We start from the raw sequence: 15,791 nt of genomic DNA, 5'->3' as shown, positions 1-15,791 counted from the left end.
GTCACCCCCCGGCAGAGCCGGCGAGCACCACCTCGACAAGGGCCGACGCCCGCCCACGCCATATCGTGGAGGGACCACAGCCCAGCCAGAAGGACTCAGATGACCCGCGTGATCGCCGGTACGGCCGGCGGACGCCGCCTCGCCGTACCGCCGGGGAACGGCACCCGTCCCACGTCCGACCGCGCGCGCGAGGGCCTCTTCTCCACCTGGCAGGCGCTCCAGGGCACGCTCGACGGCACCCGCGTGCTCGACCTGTACGCGGGCTCGGGAGCCGTCGGCCTGGAGGCCCTCTCCCGGGGCTCCGCGCACACCCTGCTGGTCGAGGCGGACGCCCGCGCCGCCCGCACCATCCGGGAGAACGTGCAGGCGGTCGGTCTGCCCGGCGCCGAGGTGAGAGCGGGCAAAGCCGCCCAGATCGTCCGGCAGGGGCGGCCGTCCACCCCGTATGACCTGGTCTTCCTCGACCCGCCCTACGCCGTCACCGATGACGATCTTCGGGAGATACTGCTCACACTCCGCTCGGAAGGCTGGCTCACGGACGACGCGCTCGTCACCGTTGAGCGCAGTACAAGAGGCGGTGTCTTCGGCTGGCCGGAGGGTTTCGAGGCCCTCAGGTCCCGTCGCTACGGCGAAGGGACGTTTTGGTACGGTCGCGCCGCCTCTACGTGCGACGACTCAGAGATCGCGCCATGACCGGACCGGAGAGCGAGGGACTCACGTTGCGCCGCGCCGTCTGTCCGGGGTCGTTCGACCCCATCACCAATGGACACCTCGACATCATCGCCCGCGCCTCCAAGCTGTACGACGTGGTGCACGTCGCGGTGATGATCAACCAGTCGAAGAAGGGCCTGTTCGAGATCGACGAGCGGATCGAGCTGATCCGCCAGGTCACGGCCGACTTCGGCAACGTCGAGGTGGAGTCCTTCCACGGCCTCCTCGTCGACTTCTGCAAGCAGCGCGACATCCCGGCCATCGTGAAGGGCCTGCGCGCGGTCAGCGACTTCGACTACGAGCTCCAGATGGCCCAGATGAACAACGGCCTCTCGGGCGTCGAGACCCTGTTCGTCCCCACCAACCCCACCTACAGCTTCCTCTCCTCCTCGCTGGTCAAGGAGGTCGCGGCCTGGGGCGGCGACGTCGCTCACCTGCTGCCGCCGGTGGTCCACGAGGCCCTGGTCGAACGCCTGGGCAAGAAGTGACGCCCGGGACGGCCCACTGACAGTTCGTCACCCGGTGTCGGGCGGGCGGCCACTGGCCTTACAGTCGTCCCGTCCGTCTCCCAACCAGCTGTAGAGAGTGGCGAGCACACGGTGGACGTGCAGAAGAAGATCGACGAGATCGTCAAGGCGGTCGGCAGCGCCCGGTCCATGCCCATGTCGGCCTCGTGCGTGGTCAACCGCGCCGATCTGCTCTCGATGCTCGAAGAGGTGCGCCAGGCGCTGCCGGGCTCCCTCGCCCAGGCGCAGGAGCTGATCGGCGGCCGTGAGCAGCTCGTCGAGCAGGCCCGCCAGGAGGCCGAGCGCATCATCAGCGGCGCGCACGCCGAGCGCGGCTCCCTGATCTCCGACACCGAGGTCGCCCGCCGCTCCCAGGGCGAGGCCGAGCGCATCCTCGCCGAGGCCCGCCAGTCCGCCGAGGACGTCCGCGCCGAGGCCGACGACTACGTGGACAGCAAGCTCGCCAACTTCGAGGTCGTCCTCACCAAGACCCTCGGCTCCGTCGGCCGCGGCCGCGAGAAGCTCCTCGGCACCGGTCCCGGCCTCGACGAGCAGGGCTACGAGGACGAGGACGCCCCCCAGCGCAGCCACGACCCCGAGACGCTGCGCCGCGACGCCGACGCGTACGTCGACGCCAAGCTCGGCGCCTTCGAGGCGGTCCTCGCCAAGACCCTGGAGGCGGTCGGCCGCGGCCGCCAGACCCTGCACGGCCGGGCGCCCGCCGATGAGCTGGGCGCGCTCGGTGACGGCAGCGCCACCCAGGGGCACACCACCGACGCCGAGTACCTCGCGGACCTCGCGGCCCCGATCGGCGCGCCCCCTCAGCGGCAGGCCCCGCCGCCCGAGCAGGCCATGCCCCAGCAGTCCCCGACGCCCCAGCAGCCCCCGGTGCAGCAGTCCCCGATGCAGCCGCCCCAGGCCCCGCCGCTCCCGCCGCAGGACCCGTACGCACAGCCGCAGCAGCAGCCGGACCCGTACGGGTACCAGCAGCAGCACCAGGACCAGTACGCGTACCAGCAGCCCTACGGCCAGCAGGACCCGTACGCGTACCAGCACCAGCACCAGGACCAGCACCAGCAGTACGGCTACGAGCAGCAACAGCCGCAGCACCCGCAGCAGCCCTACGAGCAGCCCCACCAGCACCAGCAGCCCCACACGCCCCAGCAGCCCCAGTACGAGGCCGCGGGGACGCTGGAGGAGGCCAGCCTCTTCGACACGACCATGATCAGCGCCGAGCAGCTCCGCCAGTACGAGCAGGGGCGATAGCAGGGGCGCCGGCGGGGGCGATCGGTCCGGATTGGGCCGAGAGCGAATGGTCAAGTATCCTGGCTCTTCGGTCGCGCATACGTCCGCGACTCAGGCTGCCCACGCAAGCGGCGCATGAGCCGCGGCAGTGCGACGGCCCCCTTTGAACTTCCCGGATCGAAAGCAGGAGAAGCCCTGAGCACGCGCCTCGACCACCGCAACCCACTCGTGTTCGACACACACGAACTGGGTCGGCGTCCTGGTGCCATGCAGCGGGTGGCCCGCGAGATCGAAGCGCCCGGTCCGCCCGGCGTCCTCGGTATCGAAGGGGTCATCGGAGTGCCGCAGGGCGCCCCGGTCCAGCTCGACGTCCGTCTCGAGTCGGTCATGGAAGGGGTGCTTGTCACAGGCACCGCCCGTGCATCGGCCGAGGGGGAGTGCGTAAGGTGTCTGGAGCCGCTCGAGCTGGAGCTCGCAGCGGACTTCCAGGAGATGTTCTCGTACCCTGACGCCGACGACCGGGGCCGCACCGCGGAACCGGCCGACGACGCCGAGGAAGACGAGGACAGGCTCTTTCTCGAGGACGGCATGTTCGACCTCGAGCCTGTGCTGCGTGACGCGGTGGTGCTCGCACTGCCGATGCAGCCGGTGTGCCAGGAAGACTGCCCGGGCCTGTGCTCCCAGTGCGGAGTGCGGCTCGCGGACGACCCGGACCACCACCATGACGCCGTCGACATCCGTTGGGCGGCACTGCAGGGACTCGCTGGAACCATCCAGGACGGCGAGAAGGACGAGATGAGCGGCGACGCGCCTCGATCAGCGCACGTCGACGAGAAGCAGGAGAAGTAGCCGTGGCTGTTCCGAAGCGGAAGATGTCGCGCAGCAACACGCGCCACCGCCGGTCGCAGTGGAAGGCTGCGGTCCCCACTCTGGTTTCGTGTGAGCGTTGCCAGGAGCCCAAGCTGCAGCACATCGCGTGCCCGAGCTGCGGCACGTACAACAAGCGCCAGGTCCTCGAGGTCTGAGCGGCTGGTGAGAGGCACCGTGTCTAGCCCCAAGAAGGCGGAAGACGCCAAGAAACTGGCGGAGACCACGGCCTCGTCCCACACGCTTCTGGAAGGGCGGCTCGGGTACAAGCTCGAGTCCGCCCTTCTGGTGCGTGCGCTGACCCACCGTTCGTACGCGTACGAGAACGGCGGCCTGCCGACGAACGAGCGGCTGGAGTTCCTCGGGGACTCCGTGCTCGGCCTCGTCGTCACGGACACGCTCTATCGCACCCACCCCGACCTGCCCGAAGGCCAGCTGGCCAAGTTGCGGGCCGCGGTGGTCAACTCGCGTGCACTGGCGGAGGTCAGCCGTGGCCTCGAACTCGGCTCCTTCATCCGGCTCGGCCGGGGCGAAGAGGGCACGGGAGGCAGGGACAAGGCATCCATCCTCGCCGACACCCTGGAAGCGGTGATCGGCGCGGTCTATCTGGACCAGGGCCTGGACGCGGCGGGTGAGCTGGTACACCGGCTCTTCGACCCGCTGATCGAGAAGTCCTCGAACCTGGGAGCGGGCCTGGACTGGAAGACCAGTCTCCAGGAGCTCACCGCGACGGAGAGCCTCGGCGTGCCCGAGTACCTCGTCACGGAGAGCGGACCCGACCACGAGAAGACCTTTACTGCTGCCGCCCGCGTCGGAGGCGTCTCGTACGGCACCGGCACCGGCCGCAGCAAGAAGGAAGCGGAGCAGCAGGCCGCGGAGTCCGCGTGGCGCGCGATTCGCGCCGCCGCGGACGAGCGGTTGAAGGCGGCGCAGGCCGTCATCGCCGCTGCCGAGAAGGTCGACGGGGGCGCCGAAGCCCCGTCGGCCTGACAGCCGCTTCACTGGCTGGTGCCGGTCGCCCCGTCGGGGTGGCCGGCACCAGCCTTTTCGCCCCTCGGGCGCGTCCGCCCGCAGTCAGCCCACGCATCACCCGTCACCCGTCACTCATCACCCGTCACCGGAGTGTTCACGTGCCCGAGCTGCCCGAAGTCGAAGTCGTCAGGCGCGGCCTTGAGCGCTGGGTCAGCGGTCGGGTGGTGGACGAGGTGCGCGTGCTGCACCCGCGTGCCGTACGCAGGCACATCGCAGGCGGCGAGGACTTCGGCGCCCGGCTGAGGGGCCACCGGGTCGGGCTCGCCCAGCGGCGCGGCAAGTACCTGTGGCTGCCGCTCGCCGACTCCGCCCAGTCGGTCCTCGCGCACCTCGGGATGAGCGGTCAGCTCCTCGTGCAGCCGCACGACGCCCCGGACGAGAAGCACCTGCGGATCCGCGTGCGGTTCGACGACGCCCAGGGCACCGAACTGCGCTTCGTCGACCAGCGGACCTTCGGCGGGCTCTCGCTGCACGACAACACCCCCGACGGGCTGCCCGACGTCATCGCGCACATCGCGCGCGACCCGCTCGACCCGGCCTTCGACGACGACGCCTTCCACCTCGCGCTGCGCCGCCGCCGTACGACGATCAAGCGGGCGCTGCTCGACCAGTCGCTGATCAGCGGCGTCGGCAACATCTACGCCGACGAGGCCCTGTGGCGTGCGCGCCTGCACTACGAGCGCCCCACCGCCACCTTCACGCGCCCCCGCACGGCGGAACTCCTCGGCCATGTGCGCGACGTGATGAACGAGGCCCTCGCCGTCGGCGGCACCAGCTTCGACAGCCTCTATGTCAACGTGAACGGCGAATCCGGCTACTTCGAGCGGTCCCTTGACGCCTACGGCCGTGAGGAGAGGCCCTGCCGCCGCTGCGGCACGGCGATCCGCCGCCGCCCCTGGATGAACCGCTCCAGCTACTTCTGCCCGCGCTGTCAGCGGCCGCCGCGCGTGGCGTCGTAACGCTCCTGCGCCTGGAGTACGTCACCCTGGCGGCCTTCCACGAAGTGGATCAGGGCCAGCAGGCGCTCGGCGACCTCCCGTCCGAGCGGGGTGAGCCGATAGTCGACGCGGGGCGGGTTGGTCGGCTGCGCGTCACGCCGCACCAGGCCGTCGCGTTCCAGCGCGTGCAGGGTCTGGGAGAGCATCTTCTCGCTCACGCCGTCGACGCGGCGCCGCAGTTCGTTGAAGCGGAACGTGTCGTCGTGCAGCGCTCCGAGCGTGAGCGCCCCCCAGCGTCCGGTGACGTGCTCCAGCGTGCTCCGGGACGGGCAGTGCCGGGAGAACACGTCGAACGCCGTGTCCGTGGAATCCACCATGCAGACACCGTACTCCTGGACAGCGCTGGCCAGAAGTTCGCGCTATCCAAAAGTAAGCGGGCTCCGCGCGGGAGCGGCCCGGCGGTGAGAACGGCTGGTCAGAAGCCGAAGTCCTGCGTCCACCACGGGCCGCCCGACGCGAAGTGCGCGCCGACGCCCAGGGTCTTGTAGTCGCAGTTCAGTATGTTGGCGCGGTGGCCCGAGCTGTTCATCCAGGCGTCCATCACGGACCGTGCGTTCGCCTGGCCGCGGGCGATGTTCTCGCCGCCGAGGTCGGTTATGCCGGCCCTCTCGGCGCGGTCCCACGGCGTCGCGCCGTCCGGGTCGGTGTGGTCGAAGAAGCCGCGCTCCGCCATGTCCGTGCTGAACCGCCCGGCCAGTGAGGCGAGCCCGCTGTCGGCGGTCACAGGGCGGCACCCCGCCTTGGCCCGCTCTTCGTTGACCAGCGTCAGGACGGCGGTCTCGGCCGCGCTCTCGGCGGACGGCGACGGCGTGCTCTTGGCGGGCGCCTTCGGCTCGCGCTCCGGCGTACGGGACGGGCTCGGCGTCGACTCCTTGCCGGTGTCGGGCTTCGGCGCCCGCGTCGATGGCTTCTGGGACGGCGTCCTCGACGGCTCGGGCGAGGCCTTGGAAGGAGTGGGGGAGGGCGCCTGCGCGCGGCCGGAGCCACGGCTGGGCGAGGGTTCCCCGCGGTCGACGCCGGTGCCGGAGCCGCCCTGGGCGTCCACCTCGGCCGGAGCGGTCGCGGCGCGCACCTTGCCGGGTTCGGTGTCGCCGCCGAGCCGGAAGCCGTCACCGCCGGGCAGCACGCCCGTACCGACCGCCACGGCGCCCATGGCGACGGCGGCGGAGACGCCGAGCAGGCCCGTCCGCACCGGGGCAGATGCCCCGTTCCGGCGGCGGTGATGCGTCGCCCTGCCCGGATGGTTGTCAGGGGTGGCGGCGGCTCGCGCACCGCCGGAGCGTCGGTGGCGTCCCATCTCCTGGCCTTTCGTTCCCGCGATCAACGTGACTCACCCATACGGGTGAGGCTCATCGAGTCGGGACTGTACGCGATGGCGGATGGGGACGAAGTGCTCCCGGAGCAATTGGCCGGTTAGCGTGCAGCCATGAACGACGACGTACGACTTGTCGCCTGGGTGCGCGGACGCGTGCAGGCTGTGGGTTTCCGCTGGTTCACCCGTGCCAAGGCGCTGGAGATCGGCGGCCTGAGTGGTTTTGCTCTCAATCTGGAGGACGGCCGCGTGCAAGTGGTCGCCGAAGGCCCCCGGGCCGCCTGCCAGAAGCTGCTCGACTGGCTCCAGGAGGGCGACACACCCGGGCGGGTCGATGGCGTCACAGAGATCTGGGACACACCACGTGGCATATACGAGACCTTCGCCATCCGCTGACCCTGACCCGGGCGGACGCGCCCGGACGGGTCTCGCGCAGGGCCGTGACGGGTGTCCCGGGCAACTGCCCGAGGCAGAAAGAGCCTGGTGGTTGCCGAGAACCCCTTGCAGTGGCACGCTCCGCGAGTAAGGATGATCTCCACGCCCCCAGGGGCCCCGCAGGAGAAGCAGCGCCGCCCGTTTCCGGGCCGCGCGCCCCCGGGACGCCCGTCGGTACAGGGCGTGATCGTGTTGACCGTCAAACTTTTTGGTGAGACTCTGAAAGCCCCGCGCACCTTAGCTGTTTGGCATGTGAGAACGGCCCAGCAAGACCCGCAGAACAACGAGTGCCAAGCACGGCGGGTGCGATTCCCTCACGACCCACACCGCTTCGGTCGGTCACTCAGTGTGGAGGACCATCCATCATGGCAAAGGCGCTTCTCGGTTACGTCGGCGGCAGCGACCCGCGACTTCTCGCTGAGATGCGAAGGCTCCAGCAGCGCGTACAAGACCTGGAATCCGAACTCGTTCGGATTCAGCAGGAGAACGACGCGCTCGCGGCTGCCGCTTCTCACGAATCTCTCCTGGAGAGCATCGACGTACCCCAGGCGGAGCCTGCGCTCACCTGACCCCTATTCGAGCACGCTCACACAGGGCCTTCCGCGCAGATGAAGGAAGGCGCCCAGTAAGCATGTGGTCGGGCCGGCCTGTCAGCCGCCTGCATCCAGATCTGCAAGGGACGCTTCGGCGTCCCTTCTTTCTGTTCCCCCGTACGCCGCTTCCTTTACCGTCTGATGTGCCCTGCACCTTCATCGGTGAAACGGGCGGCGAAAGGTAGAGTCCGACGGCGTGCATCTCAAGGCCCTGACCCTGCGTGGCTTCAAGTCATTCGCGTCGGCGACGACGCTGAAGTTCGAGCCGGGCATCACCTGCGTCGTCGGACCCAACGGCTCCGGCAAGTCCAACGTCGTGGACGCGCTGAGCTGGGTCATGGGTGAGCAGGGCGCCAAATCCCTGCGCGGCGGCAAGATGGAGGACGTCATCTTCGCCGGCACCACCGGGCGGCCACCGCTCGGCCGCGCCGAGGTCTCCCTCACCATCGACAACTCCGACGGCGCGCTGCCCATCGAGTACGCCGAGGTCACCATCACGCGGATCATGTTCCGCAACGGCGGCAGCGAGTACCAGATCAACGGCGACACCTGCCGCCTCCTCGACATCCAGGAGCTGCTCTCCGACTCCGGCATCGGCCGCGAGATGCACGTCATCGTCGGCCAGGGGCAGCTCGACGGCGTCCTGCACGCCGATCCCATGGGCCGCCGCGCCTTCATCGAGGAGGCCGCGGGCGTCCTCAAGCACCGCAAGCGCAAAGAGAAGGCCCTGCGCAAGCTCGACGCGATGAAGGCCAACCTCGCGCGCGTGCAGGACCTCACCGATGAACTGCGGCGCCAGCTCAAGCCCCTCGGCCGCCAGGCCGCAGTGGCCCGGCGCGCCGCCGTCATCCAGGCCGACCTGCGCGACGCCCGCCTGCGGCTGCTCGCCGACGACCTCGTGAAGCTGCGCGACGCGCTGAACGCGGAGGTCGCCGACGAAGCCGCCCTCAAGGAGCGCAAGGACAGCGCCGAGGCCGAACTGAAAGCGGCCTTCCAGCGTGAGGCCCGCCTTGAGGAGGAAGTGCGGCGCCTCACCCCGCGCCTGCAACGGGCCCAGCAGACCTGGTACGAACTGTCGCAGCTCGCCGAACGGGTCCGCGGCACCGTCTCGCTGGCCGACGCCCGGGTCAGGAGCGCCACCGCGACGCCGCCCGACGAGCGGCGCGGGCGTGACCCCGAGGACATGGAGCGCGAGGCCGCCCGCGTCCGGGAGCAGGAGGCCGAGCTGACAGCGGCCCTCGAAGCCGCCGAGCACGCGCTCGACGACACGGTGGCCCACCGGGCCGATCTCGAACAGCGCCTCGCGGTCGAGGAGCGCAGGCTCAAGGACGTGGCGCGGGCCATCGCCGACCGCAGGGAGGGCCTCGCGCGGCTCGGCGGACAGGTCAACGCGGCGCGTTCGCGGGCCGCGTCCGCCCAGGCCGAGATCGACCGCCTCGCCGAGGCCCGCGACGCGGCGGCCGAGCGCGCGGTCACCGCCCAGGAGGAGTACGAGCAGCTCAAGGCCGAGGTCGAGGGCCTGGACGCGGACGACGCGGAGCTCGGCGAACGGCACGACGCGGCCCGGCGGGACCTCGCGGAGGCCGAGGCCGCCCTCTCCGCGGCACGGGAGGCGGCGACCGCCGCCGAGCGCAAGCGGGCCGCGGTCGCCGCCCGGCACGAGGCGCTCGCGCTCGGCCTGCGGCGCAAGGACGGCACCGGGGCCCTGCTCTCGGCGAAGGACCAGCTCACCGGTCTGCTCGGCCCGGCCGCCGAACTCCTGGAGGTCGCCCCCGGCCATGAGGTGCAGGTCGCCGCCGCGCTCGGCGCGGGAGCCGACGCCCTCGCCGTGAGCGGTCCCGGCACCGCCGCCGAGGCCATCCGGCTGCTGCGCAAGCAGGACGCGGGGCGCGCCGCGCTGCTGCTCGGGGGTGCTCCGGACGGCGTGCGCCAGGAGCGGCGCGAGGGCCCGCCCTACGTCGCCGACCTCGTACGCGGTCCCGAGGAGCTGATGCCGGCCGTGCGGCGGCTGCTGCGCGGGACGGTCGCCGTGGGGACCCTGGAGGACGCAGAGGACCTCGTCTACGCCCACCCCGAGCTGACCGCCGTCACCGCGGAGGGCGATCTGCTCGGGGCGCACTTCGCGCACGGCGGCTCCGCGGGGGCGCCGAGCCTGCTCGAAGTGCAGGCCTCCGTGGACGAGGCCGCCGCAGAGCTGGAACAGCTCGCCGTGCGGTGCGAGGAGCTGGCCGGGGCGCAGCGGGACGCGGCCGACCGGCGCGGCGGGGCCGCCGCGCTCGTGGAGGAGCTGGGGGAGCGGCGCAGGGCCGCCGACCGGGAGAAGTCGTCCGTCGCCCAGCGGCTCGGGGCGCTCGCCGGGCAGGCGCGGGGCGCGGCGGGCGAGGCCGAGCGCAGCACCGCGGCGGCGGCCACGGCGCAGGACGCGCTGGAGCGGGCCGTCGCGGAGGCCGAGGAACTGGCCGAGCGGCTGGCCGTCGCCGAGGAGGCACCGGCCGACGAGGAGCCCGACACCTCCGTGCGCGACCGCCTGGCCGCCGACGGGGCCAACGCCCGGCAGACCGAGATGGAGGCCCGGCTCCAGGCCCGTACGCACGAGGAGCGGGTGAAGGGACTCGCGGGGCGTGCCGACTCCCTGGACCGGGCCGCGCGCGCCGAACGCGAGGCACGCGCGCGTGCCGAGCAGCGCAAGGCGCGCCTGCGCCACGAGGCCGCCGTCGCCGGGGCCGTCGCCGCCGGCGGACGCCAGCTCCTCGCGCACATCGAGGTCTCCCTGCTCCGGGCCGAGCAGGAACGTGCCGCCGCCGAGCGCGCCAAGGAGGTGGGGGAGCGGGAGCTGGCCGCCGAGCGCAACCAGGGGCGCGATCTCAAGGCGGAGCTGGACAAGCTGACTGATTCAGTTCACCGCGGCGAGGTACTAGGTGCTGAGAAGCGGCTGCGCATCGAGCAGCTGGAGACCAAGGCACTGGAGGAACTCGGTGTGGAACCGGCGGGGCTCGTGGCCGACTACGGCCCGGGTCAGCCCGTGCCGCCCTCGCCCCCCGCCGAGGGCGAGGAGCTGCCGGAAGACCCTGAGCACCCGCGCAACAGGCCGGTGCCCTTCGTCCGCGCCGAGCAGGAGAAGCGGCTCAAGTCGGCCGAACGGGCGTATCAGCAGCTCGGGAAGGTGAACCCGCTGGCTCTTGAGGAGTTCGCGGCACTGGAGGAACGCCACAAGTTCCTCAGCGAGCAGCTGGAAGACCTGAAGAAGACCAGGGCCGACCTCATGCAGGTGATCAAGGAGGTCGACGAACGCGTCGAGCAGGTCTTCGCCGAGGCGTACCGGGACACGGCCAGGGAGTTCGAGGGTGTCTTCTCGCGGCTGTTCCCCGGCGGCGAGGGGCGGCTGATCCTGACCGACCCCGACAACATGCTCACCACGGGTGTGGACGTCGAGGCCAGGCCGCCGGGCAAGAAGGTCAAGCGGCTCTCGCTGCTGTCGGGCGGTGAGCGGTCACTCACGGCCGTGGCGCTGCTCGTCTCGATCTTCAAGGCGCGGCCGAGCCCGTTCTACGTGATGGACGAGGTCGAGGCGGCGCTCGACGACACCAACCTCCAGCGCCTGATCCGGATCATGCAGGAGCTGCAGGAGGCCTCGCAGCTCATCGTGATCACGCACCAGAAGCGCACGATGGAGGTCGCGGACGCCCTGTACGGCGTCTCGATGCAGGGAGACGGCGTCTCCAAGGTGATCAGCCAGCGGCTCCGCTAGGCATTTGGGCTTCAAGACTTGAACATCCATGCCCCCAAGATGCTCTCAAATTCACAACAGCCCCCCTATTGACTTCGAAACTTGAAGGCATAGTCTCTGCAACGTTGCTTTTACCTTCAGGTGGTGGGCGGCGTGAAGTTGTGCGCCACTTGAATGACTCGCCCCCACCCCCGGCGACGCTGCCGGTGGCCCGAGGAGTACACGTGACCAGCACATCGAAGGCGCCCGCGTCCGGAGCCAGAGAGGCCCATCCGGACCATCTCGGCCATGTCATCTTCATTACGGCGGCTGCCGCGATGGGTGGCTTCCTGTTCGGCTACGACAGCTCGGTGATCAATGGCGCCACCGTCGCCATCCAGCACCGCTTCGACGTCGACGCCGACACGCTCGGATGGATCATCGCCACCGCGCTGCTGGGCTGTGCCGTGGGTGCCGCGGTCGCCGGACGCATCGCCGACCGCATCGGCCGCATCCGCTGCATGCAGATCGCCGCGGTGCTCTTCGCGGCGAGCGCCATCGGCTCCTCCCTGCCCTTCGCTGCCTGGGACCTCACGATGTGGCGCCTCATCGGCGGCATCGGCATCGGCATGGCCTCGGTGATCGGCCCGGCCTACATCGCCGAGGTCGCACCGCCCGCCTACCGCGGCCGGCTCGCCTCGTTCCAGCAGGCGGCCATCGTCATCGGCATCGCCGTCTCCCAGCTGGTCAACTGGGGCATCCTGAACATGGCCGACGGCGACCAGCGCGGCAAGCTGATGGGCCTGGAGGCCTGGCAGTGGATGCTCGGCGTCATGGTCGTCCCGGCGCTCCTCTACGGGCTGCTGTCCTTCATCATCCCGGAGTCGCCCCGCTTCCTGGTCTCGGCCGGCAGGCACGCCGAGGCCAAGAAGGTGCTCGGCGAGGTCGAGGGCACCGCCATCGACCTGGACGCGCGGGTCGACGAGATCGAACGCGGCCTGCGCAGGGAGCACAAGCCGTCCTTCAAGGACCTGCTCGGCAAGGTCGGCTTCCTGCCGATCGTCTGGATCGGCATCGGCCTCTCGGTCTTCCAGCAGCTCGTCGGCATCAACGTGATCTTCTACTACTCGAACCAGCTGTGGCAGTCGATCGGCAAGGACCCGTCCAGCTCGTTCCTGTACTCGTTCGAGACCTCGATCGTGAACATCATCGGCACGGTCATCGCGATGATCTTCGTCGACCGCATCGGCCGCAAGCCGCTGGCCATCATCGGCTCCGCGGGCATGGCGGTCGCCCTGTTCACCATGGCGTGGGCCTTCTCGTACAAGACCGGTGCCGGTGACACCGTCTCGCTGCCCAACGCCCAGGGCCTGGTCGCGATCATCGCCGCCAACATCTTCGTGCTCTTCTTCGCCCTGTCCTGGGGCGTGGTCGTCTGGGTGCTGCTCGGCGAGATCTTCCCGAACCGGCTCCGCGCCGCCGCGCTCGGTGTGGCCGCCTCCGCCCAGTGGCTCGCCAACTTCGCGATCACCAAGACCTTCCCGAGCATGTCCGAGTGGTCGCTGACCGGCTCGTACATCATCTACGGCGCCTTCGCCGCGATCTCGATCCCCTTCGTCATGAAGTTCGTCAAGGAGACGAAGGGCAAGGCCCTGGAGGAGATGGGCTAAACCCCGCTGCCCCTCCTCTTCAGGATGCTGCCCCGGCTGAAGGACTCGTCTTCACTTGTCCTTCAGCCGGGGCAGTACGTTTTCGCAGAAGTGGTGCAGGCTGCGCCAGCCCTCGTCGACGGGCATCCCGCCGGAGAGCGGATGCAGGATGAGGCTCCCGGTCTCGCCCTTCGCGTACGTCACGCACTCCTCGGGCGTGAGCACCCGGTAGACGCCCTCGGCGCGCAGCTCCTCGACCGTCGTCGCCGCCGACCGCACCGCCGAGCGGATGTCCTTGGACTGCCAGGAGGCGTAGGTGCGGGCCTCGTGCAGGAAGTGCTCGCCGTGCTCCGCCCAGGTCCGCTCGGGGTCGTCGGCGATGTGCAGCAGCGTGGTCTCGGCGGCGGGCATCATCGTCCAGCCCTCGGTGCCGTGCTCCGCGAGCCGCTCGTTGTAGTACGCCTCCAGCTCGGGGAGGTGGGCGCTCGGGAAGAACGGCAGGCCGAGCCGGGCCGCGCGCCGCGCCGCCGCCTTCGACGAGCCGCCGACGAGGAGCAGGGGGTGCGGCTGGGTCAGGGGGCGCGGGGTGACGCGGACCGTGCGGCCGCGGAAGGTGAAGGGCTCGCCGGTCCAGGCCTTGAGCAGCGTCTCCAGGAGCTCGTCCTGGAGCTTGCCGCGGCGCGTGTAGTCGACGCCGGCCCGCTCGTACTCCTCGGGCCGGTAGCCGATGCCCGCCACGGTGACCAGGCGGCCGCCGCTCAGCAGGTCGAGTACGGCGATGTCCTCGGCGAGCCGCAGCGGGTCGTGCAGCGGGCCGATCACCGCGGAGACCGTCACGGAGATCCGCCGGGTGGCCCCGAAGACCGCTCCGGCGAAGGCGAAGGGGGAGGGCAGCCAGTTGTTCTCGGCGCCGTGGTGCTCCTCGGTCTGGATGGTGGCGATGCCGCGGTCGTCCGCGTACGTGGACATCTCCAGGGCGGCTTTGTAGCGGTCGCTCAGCGCGGCGGGTGTGGCCGCGGGGTCGACGAGGTTGAAGCGTACGACTGTGACGGGCATGAGAACGTCCCCCTTCACCGTGCGTGGGCGGCGAAGGGGGACGTTAGTTGACGCGATGTCAGATGGGTAGCCTCGTGGGGAAGTTGGCGAGGATCAGGCGCCCGGGGTGCCCGTCAGGCCGAGACCAGCTCGGCCTCACCGTCGCCCTTGCCGCCCGGCGCCGCGGCGTCCTTCTCGACCAGCGGGGTCTTCGGCAGGATCGCGTACAGCACCGCCGAGATGACGATCGTGGCGAGCCAGCCCAGGCCGTGGCGGCCGATCCAGGAGGTGGCGAGCGGGCCGCTGAACCAGTCGACCTTGGTGAAGAGCAGCCCCGCCACCAGGGCGAGCGCCCACGCGGCCATGGCCTGCCAGGCGAAGCCCGCCTTGTACCAGTAGGCGCTGGTGCGCTTGGTGTCCATCAGGGCCTCGCCGTCGTACGTCTTGCGGCGCAGCATGTCGACGCCGAAGACGCCGATCCAGGCGGAGAACGCGACCGCGAGCAGCGTGAGGAAGGAGATGAACGAACCCATGAAGCTCGTCGCCACGTTCATCAGGATGTAGCCGAAGATCAGGCTGATGACCGCGTTCACACTGACGGCCCACGCGCGCGGGACCTTGATGCCGAGCGTCATGGCGGTGAAGCCCGCGGAGTACATGGACATCGAGTTGATCAGGAGCATGCCGATCAGGGCCATGATCAGGTACGGCACCGCGATCCACGTCGGGAGCAGCGAGCCGAGGAAGGAGACCGGGTCCTGGGCCGAGGAGAGCTTCGGCGCGGAGACCGCCATGACGGCGCCCATCAGGACCATCGGGACGACGACGATGCCGGCGCCGCCGACCGCGTGGCCGACCAGCGGCTTGCTGGACGCCGTACGCGGCAGGTAGCGGGTGAAGTCCGGGCCGGTCGGGACCCAGCTGATGCCGCCCGCGGCGATCGTGCCGACGCCCGCGACCATCATCGCGGTGGAGCCCGCGGGCTTGTCGAAGACGGCGGACCAGTCGGTCTCGGCGAGGAGATAGACCAGTACGAGCACGCTGAAGGCACCGAAGGCGTACGTCGACCACGTGCTGCAGATGTGCAGGATCTTCCGGCCGAGGCCGCTGATCAGGAACGTGCAGGTGACGAAGGCGACCAGCGTCACGACGGTCAGCCAGGTGCTGGACTCGACGTCGAAGCAGATGTTCAGGACGGTGATGATCGCGTACGCGCCCGTGACCGCGTTGATCGTCTCCCAGCCCCAGCGAGCGACCCAGATCAGGGCGCCGGGGAAGAGGTTGCCGCGCTGGCCGAAGACCGCGCGGGAGAGCGTCATGCCCGGCGAGCCGCCGCGCTTGCCCGCGATGGAGATCAGCCCGACCAGGCCGTAGCTCAGCAGGGGCGAGACGAGCGCGACGACAAGGACCTGCCAGAAGTTCAGGCCGTTGGAGACGATCAGACCCGCGCCCATGGTGAGCAGCAGAACGCTGATGTTGGCCGCTACCCAGGTGGGGAAGAGCTCGCGGGTCCGGCCCGTGCGCTCGGAGTCCGGGACGGGCTCAAGGCCGCGCGTCTCGAGGGCGCCTTCGGTTTCGGCGGTGGTGCTCATGGGGGTGGGTCCGTGCCTCTCGCTCGGCTCGCAACGTCGCGATCCGTCGGTGGGGGTGATCGCGATGGACTCTACGCGCGTTGATGCGGGCAGCTCCATCGTACTTTAGT

Annotated in this window: 15 protein-coding genes; 11 read left to right on the top strand and 4 right to left on the bottom strand. The window is 70.3% G+C overall.

The features are described 5' to 3' along the window. Positions 1-99: 99 nt before the first annotated feature. The 7 genes from rsmD (at position 100) to mutM (ending at position 5,320) form a co-directional block, all read left to right on the top strand. Positions 100-693, top strand: a complete 594-nt coding sequence (rsmD, locus tag ACZ6JY_RS26755; protein ID WP_469199658.1) for a 16S rRNA (guanine(966)-N(2))-methyltransferase RsmD — start codon at positions 100-102, stop codon at positions 691-693. 26 nt (positions 694-719) lie between these two features. Further along, positions 720-1,199, top strand: a complete 480-nt coding sequence (gene coaD, locus ACZ6JY_RS26750) for a pantetheine-phosphate adenylyltransferase (protein WP_469200100.1) — start codon at positions 720-722, stop codon at positions 1,197-1,199. Between the two features lie 111 nt (positions 1,200-1,310). After that, a complete protein-coding gene (locus ACZ6JY_RS26745) occupies positions 1,311-2,483 on the top strand; it encodes an ATP synthase subunit B family protein (protein WP_469199656.1) in 1,173 nt (390 codons plus the stop codon). 114 nt (positions 2,484-2,597) lie between these two features. Beyond that, complete coding sequence (locus ACZ6JY_RS26740; RefSeq protein ID WP_469199654.1) at positions 2,598-3,311, top strand: YceD family protein; 714 nt, start codon at positions 2,598-2,600, stop codon at positions 3,309-3,311. A gap of 2 nt (positions 3,312-3,313) precedes the next feature. Beyond that, a complete protein-coding gene (gene rpmF, locus ACZ6JY_RS26735) occupies positions 3,314-3,487 on the top strand; it encodes a 50S ribosomal protein L32 (protein ID WP_003965982.1) in 174 nt (57 codons plus the stop codon). Positions 3,488-3,494: 7 nt separating this feature from the next. Next, the gene (gene rnc / locus ACZ6JY_RS26730) at positions 3,495-4,319 is read left to right on the top strand and encodes a ribonuclease III (RefSeq protein WP_469199652.1); all 825 of its coding nucleotides are present in this window, start codon (positions 3,495-3,497) and stop codon (positions 4,317-4,319) included. A gap of 140 nt (positions 4,320-4,459) precedes the next feature. Continuing rightward, positions 4,460-5,320 (top strand): bifunctional DNA-formamidopyrimidine glycosylase/DNA-(apurinic or apyrimidinic site) lyase, encoded by an 861-nt coding sequence (gene mutM, locus ACZ6JY_RS26725; RefSeq protein ID WP_469199650.1) that lies wholly within the window; start codon positions 4,460-4,462, stop codon positions 5,318-5,320. On the opposite strand, the gene ACZ6JY_RS26720 is transcribed toward mutM, so the two are convergent. Together ACZ6JY_RS26720 and ACZ6JY_RS26715 are read right to left on the bottom strand one after the other, a co-directional pair. After that, a complete protein-coding gene (locus ACZ6JY_RS26720) occupies positions 5,293-5,676 on the bottom strand; it encodes a winged helix-turn-helix transcriptional regulator (RefSeq protein WP_469199648.1) in 384 nt (127 codons plus the stop codon). The two genes, mutM and ACZ6JY_RS26720, sit on opposite strands and share 28 nt — an antisense overlap. 98 nt (positions 5,677-5,774) lie before the next feature. Beyond that, positions 5,775-6,656, bottom strand: coding sequence for a CAP domain-containing protein (locus ACZ6JY_RS26715; protein WP_469199646.1), 882 nt, complete (start codon positions 6,654-6,656; stop codon positions 5,775-5,777). 129 nt (positions 6,657-6,785) lie between these two features. Here ACZ6JY_RS26715 and ACZ6JY_RS26710 point away from each other — a divergent pair, with 129 nt between their 5' ends. The 4 genes from ACZ6JY_RS26710 to ACZ6JY_RS26695 all read left to right on the top strand — a co-directional run bounded on the left by ACZ6JY_RS26710 (position 6,786) and on the right by ACZ6JY_RS26695 (position 13,075). After that, on the top strand, positions 6,786-7,067 hold the full coding sequence (locus tag ACZ6JY_RS26710) for an acylphosphatase (RefSeq protein ID WP_447040230.1): 282 nt from the start codon (positions 6,786-6,788) through the stop codon (positions 7,065-7,067). A 404-nt stretch (positions 7,068-7,471) separates the two neighbouring features. After that, the gene (locus ACZ6JY_RS26705) at positions 7,472-7,675 is read left to right on the top strand and encodes a hypothetical protein (protein WP_447040231.1); all 204 of its coding nucleotides are present in this window, start codon (positions 7,472-7,474) and stop codon (positions 7,673-7,675) included. 220 nt (positions 7,676-7,895) lie between these two features. Continuing rightward, a complete protein-coding gene (gene smc / locus ACZ6JY_RS26700) occupies positions 7,896-11,447 on the top strand; it encodes a chromosome segregation protein SMC (protein WP_469199644.1) in 3,552 nt (1,183 codons plus the stop codon). 203 nt (positions 11,448-11,650) lie between these two features. After that, positions 11,651-13,075, top strand: coding sequence for a sugar porter family MFS transporter (locus ACZ6JY_RS26695; protein ID WP_469199642.1), 1,425 nt, complete (start codon positions 11,651-11,653; stop codon positions 13,073-13,075). Between the two features lie 51 nt (positions 13,076-13,126). Here the strand turns inward: ACZ6JY_RS26695 and ACZ6JY_RS26690 are convergent, their stop codons facing one another. Beyond that, entirely contained in the window at positions 13,127-14,110 is a 984-nt protein-coding gene (locus ACZ6JY_RS26690; RefSeq protein WP_469199639.1) for an LLM class flavin-dependent oxidoreductase, read from the bottom strand. Between the two features lie 113 nt (positions 14,111-14,223). Beyond that, positions 14,224-15,681, bottom strand: a complete 1,458-nt coding sequence (locus ACZ6JY_RS26685) for a purine-cytosine permease family protein (protein WP_469199637.1) — start codon at positions 15,679-15,681, stop codon at positions 14,224-14,226. Positions 15,682-15,791 lie beyond the last annotated feature (110 nt).

The sequence above is a fragment of the Streptomyces sp. NPDC046335 genome (genome assembly GCF_055587985.1).
This window is presented reverse-complemented; position numbering and strand designations above follow the sequence as displayed.